Genomic DNA, 5,121 nt, shown 5'->3' on the forward strand with positions numbered 1-5,121 from the left:
GTCTTTTTAAAAGATGGGGGTGTTAATTTAGCAAAATTGGAAGAGCTAAGCCCTCTTTATACGGTCGGTCGTGTAGATAATGAAAGGGATAAAATTGAGCCCTTCAAGCGACAATGTGATCAGATAACGCAGAGTTGGCTAGAATTAACGAAGGAACAAGTGGCCATCAAAAAGGCGTTGGATGAACAAGAGAACTTATCTGATGAAGAATTTACAATCCTAAAACAAGGATTAGAAGTGTGGCAGCTAGATCTCTCTAATGGAGAGCAGTCACTTGTCGATGAGATTTTGCAAAAAGGACATTGGGATGAGTTAGAGCAGACACATCGAGAGGTCATAGGAAAAGTTTTGGCGCAAAAGCAATGGAAGGAATTAACGAGCGAGCAATTAGAAATCGTCAAAGAAGTCTTGATAGAAAAACAGAAACAAAACGTCGCTCAAGCCCTGGAGTGGTATGATTCAAAATTACTTCCTTGGCATAGGGAGTACGTAGCAAGCTGTCATAATGAGGCAATGGATAACGAGGCAGAAAAATCATTTCCACGTAGAAATGCTGGCTCACTCGCAAGTGCTGTCATATCACTATTTTTGGTGATCAGTACTATCTTAATTTTAACAGGTGTTCTTTCTCCTCTTGGTTTGACTCTAGGATTCATAACAACTATTGTTACTGCAGTCGTAGGGGGAGTTGCGGCTATTACTGCGGGGGCAAGCGCGGTAAAAATGGGTATGGATGAAAATAAATTATCAACTTATCAGCAAGAATTAGAGACAGCAGAAGAACCTCCAATCGATAGTCTTCAAAGAAAGCTTGCAGTGATTAATCCTCATATCGATATTAGTCGGCTTAAAAAAGAGGAAATTACTGTTGACCTGTTGCAGAATATGATTAAGGTTGATGATTTATCAAATGATTCTGAAGCCGTCAGACGGGCAATTTTGGGTGCTAATTTTAGTGAAGAAGAGTTTGCTGAGCTCTTTAAGACTGTGCAAGAGGCTTTACTCGTGGATGAAGATGTTCTGGTTGAGGTTGATGAGTTTGCTGAGCTGCAAAGCCAGATAGACGAGATTGTCCATGTCCCGGAAGGCTCTTTGGTGGATATCGCACAAAACGCTGTTAAGAATGTACCGACAGGTGTGTCATCAAGCGACGTTGCTGTGACTAAGAAGAAGGAAGAGCCTATTGTAGGCGAAGATTTAGTTAATCGAGTAGATATCTAGATATAGTTTTTAGGGAGTATAAAGCATGGTCTTAGCTTTTTCGAAGAGAAACATGCTTTATACGAAGAGATGGTAAAAAATATGAGAAAAAGCGCTCTGTCTCTTTGGGTAGACAGCTCGCCGGACTAAAAAGGAAATCGATGGCTTGGATGCAAAACTCGAAGCAAATCAGCCAGAGAGAGTAATTGCTGAGATGATTACCAGATAACAGGCAATGCCGTTAAGTGAAGGATTTTTTTCTGTTCTCGCATTACGTAGTTTGACTACAGTATCCCTAACCAGCAATATAGCCTGGATAGCCGTTTCGAAAGATCAAAACCCTGGTTTTACTTCGTTTCAGTTTGAATTAAAAAATTTAAAATTTAATCAATTTGGCCGGTGTAAGGAATAAGGAAAAGAATATTCAAATTATGACCAGGTATAAAATTCTTTTTCTTTATCTGAAATTGAGTAGCTGAGATTTGTTTGGCTTTTTCTTTGCCGCAAAAGCTTATTAGATTTTTCTTCTCACCTTTATCAATCGTTAGTGTGAAATCGCGAATTGGCCCCGCCCAGTTGGCGCCTGTTTTAAGAATGTAAGTCAAACGTCCTTCGGTGTAGGGAGGTGTGCTGTCTTTGGTTTTTGGGGTTAAGCTTTTTTGTAATTGTTCACTAATACAGTATTTTTCAACAAATTCTTTATACCATTTTTCATGGATTGCATAAGAAGTACCTATACTGGTACCCGCTGATGAGCCAATCACAGGCTGGTATTCATGCTCAATAGTGATGGTCTGCTTAGATGGGAAAATTTGCTCCCAGCTATAAATGGTTTTTAAATCCCATGCAGGCTGAGGTTCTTTTCTCATCCCTTTGCCATCGTCGAATTCTTCAAGCCAAATGAGGCCAAGGGATTCTAATTCCGGCCATTGCTGTTTGGGAATACCCAGCAATGCTTTTCTGGTTTGACTATATTCAGGGGATAAAGGAAGCTTGTATTTTTTGAGTATGGCTGTTTGGTCTTTATTTTTAACCAGAGCCTTTTGGTGGATGGACATTTTAACCGGTTGGTTATTGACGCGAGTGATGAAACCTACAGGGTTGGTTGGATCATCGACTGGTAAAACTGTAAATTGTCTATCGTAGCGATAACTTCTAATGAGTGGTAAAGGAAAAGCAACCAAGACCTTGATGGGTTTATCCGATTTATTAAAAACTATAGCGAATGCGAACTTTCTTTAAGGATAAAAAGAGCGCTTCCGATTGTAATTCAATGAACGCGTTTTTAGTGAAAACCAAACCTCCTGCAGCTAATTCAGCAGTGGAGTCGTTTGCACAAGCAATCTCAGAGAGTAACAGCGCTGATATTAAAAAAGTTCTTTATTTTCATTGTGCTTCCTTATAATCGAAGTGCCAAAGCAATTGAGTAGCAGTTACAGGTCATATAATCCAGTGCCTATTTACGAACAACATAATAGATGTTCATGATGTCGTGTTCCAAATAGTGTTTTCTAATTTGGGTAAATCCTGCCGCTCTTAACATGTATTCGGCCAATTCTTCGCCCCATGCGGCTCCTAAGCCTGCGCCATTCTGAGACAGAGAAACAGTCATGCAATGCATACAGGAAATAGTATAAATGAGTGGGGCAATAGGGTGATTCATGTTGTTTTCAACGTGGGTTGAAGTTTTGATATCCTGCATGAGAAAGGTGCCCTTAGGTTTTAATGCGCGATAGACAGCGCGTAATACCTTGTCAGGTTGTGCGGCTGTTCGTGTAAGAAAGGCAGCATGCTCAGGTGGGAGATGATAGGTTCTTTGCGACGCATTGTATTCGATGATTTGGCCTGTGGCCAAGGCATTTAGCCATTCCCTTACATAACGTTCATTTAAGCCGGATTTTTGGGCAATTTCCTCACTTGTCGCAAAGTTCATTTCGCTCATGGTGTCAAATAACTTGGAGCGATGGCCAATAGAAATCATCAACGCCAAAACGGCATGGTTGATTGTCGAGAGTAAACCTTCAGCAAATTGCTCGGCCTTTACTTGATTAATCTCTGGCATCTTGGTTCTCCAAGATTTATATCCCTATGCATAAACTTAGAACCTAAATCGCATTTTTAGCAAATAGTGATTAAAAGGAAGCTACCTGAGATTCATTATAATCCATCTATACAGAGTCCATTGGATAGATTATATTCATGCTAATTCTTTGGTAAGGGACTATTATGTACAGATATGTTGCAGTATCAGGTTCACTATTTTTCAGTGTAATGAGTGTTGGTTATGCTGCCAGTTATGATTGCCACAAATCAGTTAGTGCTATAGAGAAAATGATTTGCAACGAGCAAGCGCTCAGTATAAAAGATAGTTATTTGGGGCTTTTATATAACCAAATTGCTAACACGGGCTCAAACAGCCAGTTAAATCAAAGCCAACAGCAGTGGCTAAAAGACCGAAATCTTTGTCAATCCTCATCCTGTCTTGCCAAAGCCTATGATCAACGGATCAAAGCGCTACAGGCTTTGTTACCCGCTTCACAACCTATACAGAAGCAGATAGCTATTGGAACTTGGCTTGCTGACTATAGCAATCAGTATGGGCAGTCCGTTTTAGACATTACGGCTGTTGATTCAAAAGGTTTTAGTTATACCATTATGGCCAATAACGGTGGTAATACAGGTGAATTGGAAAATAAAGCATTCTTTATTGGTAATGATGCTCTAACCATTGATAAAAATGAAGAAGGTGGTAATCCACCTTGTCAGTTGTTATTTCAGTTTGTAAATAACAAGCTTGCCGTCACCCAAAACTCTGGATGCACGTATTACGCAGGGAATGGGGTTTTCTTTAATGGTAATTATGTCAAAAATGGTAAAAAGAAATCCCTTAATCTTGTAGAGCTTGGCTTGTTAGATTCAAAACACCAGGAAGACAGTTTTAAAAAATTGGTGGGTAGTGATTATTCTCAGTTTGCATCAGGATGTGGGAGTGCGCGAGATAGTGAGCAAAGTACCGATCCCAAAGCCTCTGTCCGTTCCGGATTTATACGAGGTATAGGGCCAGGGAACTGTATCATAATGGCCAATAACGACCTAATTTGGGCTGCAATTTTAAACTCAGATGAGAGAAAAGTGTACTACTTCACGAATGATCCCAATCGTCGTGGTCAATTACCATTAGCCATTCAGGAGTGGCTCGTTGCAAGAGAAAAGGAAGATGGTAAGAACATAGAAATTATTTTTAAATCTCTCCGATGAGGTTTTGTGCGGTCTCTCTTTTGATAATAAGAATCACTTCGAAGTGATTCTTATTTGATAGTAGTTTATCCAAGCGCTTCGCTGTTCTTAGCTCGCTGTTCTTAAGACGTGAAGATTATGCGTTCTAGAAAAGGTAGTATGGTCTATAATTAACCATATATTGGCAACAGGAGAGAACTCATGAGCAAGGAAGAAACCCTTCGATTGCAACCGCAAATCCAGAGTAGGCTTTTAGGAAAAAATTTACTTAATTCCGTTCAGCCTATGCGAGAACTACTCGAGCTTAATCTTAAAACATTGCAAAATTTTTCTTATATGAAACCAGAACAAATAAAAATCTTAATCGTCCAGAACAAATCTTGGATAGAAACGTCTCATTGTTGTTTGATAATGGGCATAAGGCGATTGATTATTTTGAAGAAGCATTTCATATTTTAGAAAAGCATTTATTTGCTCTACAAGAAGAAGCAACTGCGCAAACAGAAAAAGGGATTAAACGAACCAAACGAGTTTTGCATAAAGGGCTGAAAAAGCGCGCTCACTAAAGCTCGCGGATTAGGAAAAGCTTGTGAATGCGAAAAAGGACGTTCAATTCCGTAAGCAAATTTCTGTGTCTGACGCTCCTCTAAAAGAGGCCGCTCAGCCATTGCTGCGAGAGGTTAA

The 5,121-nt window shown here is 39.8% G+C and carries 6 protein-coding genes; 3 read left to right on the plus strand and 3 right to left on the minus strand.

The annotated features are described in order from the left end of the window. The coding region (locus tag BN58_RS31670; protein ID WP_040916374.1) for a hypothetical protein at positions 1-1,221 on the plus strand (1,221 nt) is incomplete at its 5' end. A gap of 362 nt (positions 1,222-1,583) precedes the next feature. On the opposite strand, the gene BN58_RS09365 is transcribed toward BN58_RS31670, so the two are convergent. From BN58_RS09365 to BN58_RS09375, 3 genes are all read right to left on the minus strand, one after another. Further along, the gene (locus BN58_RS09365; protein WP_083852164.1) at positions 1,584-2,420 is read right to left on the minus strand and encodes a DUF4424 family protein; all 837 of its coding nucleotides are present in this window, start codon (positions 2,418-2,420) and stop codon (positions 1,584-1,586) included. Next, positions 2,410-2,568 carry a DUF4424 family protein gene (locus BN58_RS37710; RefSeq protein WP_083852165.1) on the minus strand — a complete coding sequence of 53 codons (159 nt, stop codon included), beginning with the start codon at positions 2,566-2,568 and terminating at the stop codon, positions 2,410-2,412. The genes BN58_RS09365 and BN58_RS37710 overlap by 11 nt, the downstream gene beginning before the upstream one ends. An 88-nt stretch (positions 2,569-2,656) precedes the next feature. After that, complete coding sequence (locus BN58_RS09375; protein ID WP_019216593.1) at positions 2,657-3,262, minus strand: hypothetical protein; 606 nt, start codon at positions 3,260-3,262, stop codon at positions 2,657-2,659. Positions 3,263-3,426: 164 nt separating this feature from the next. On the opposite strand from BN58_RS09375, the gene BN58_RS09380 reads away from it, so the two are divergent. Together BN58_RS09380 and BN58_RS30765 are read left to right on the plus strand one after the other, a co-directional pair. After that, positions 3,427-4,458, plus strand: coding sequence for a lysozyme inhibitor LprI family protein (locus BN58_RS09380; RefSeq protein ID WP_019216594.1), 1,032 nt, complete (start codon positions 3,427-3,429; stop codon positions 4,456-4,458). Between the two features lie 359 nt (positions 4,459-4,817). Beyond that, positions 4,818-5,003 (plus strand): hypothetical protein, encoded by a 186-nt coding sequence (locus tag BN58_RS30765; protein WP_156812454.1) that lies wholly within the window; start codon positions 4,818-4,820, stop codon positions 5,001-5,003. Positions 5,004-5,121 lie beyond the last annotated feature (118 nt).

It is taken from the genome of Legionella tunisiensis, from assembly GCF_000308315.1.
In the GTDB taxonomy this organism is placed as follows: Bacteria; Pseudomonadota; Gammaproteobacteria; order Legionellales; family Legionellaceae; genus Tatlockia; species Tatlockia tunisiensis.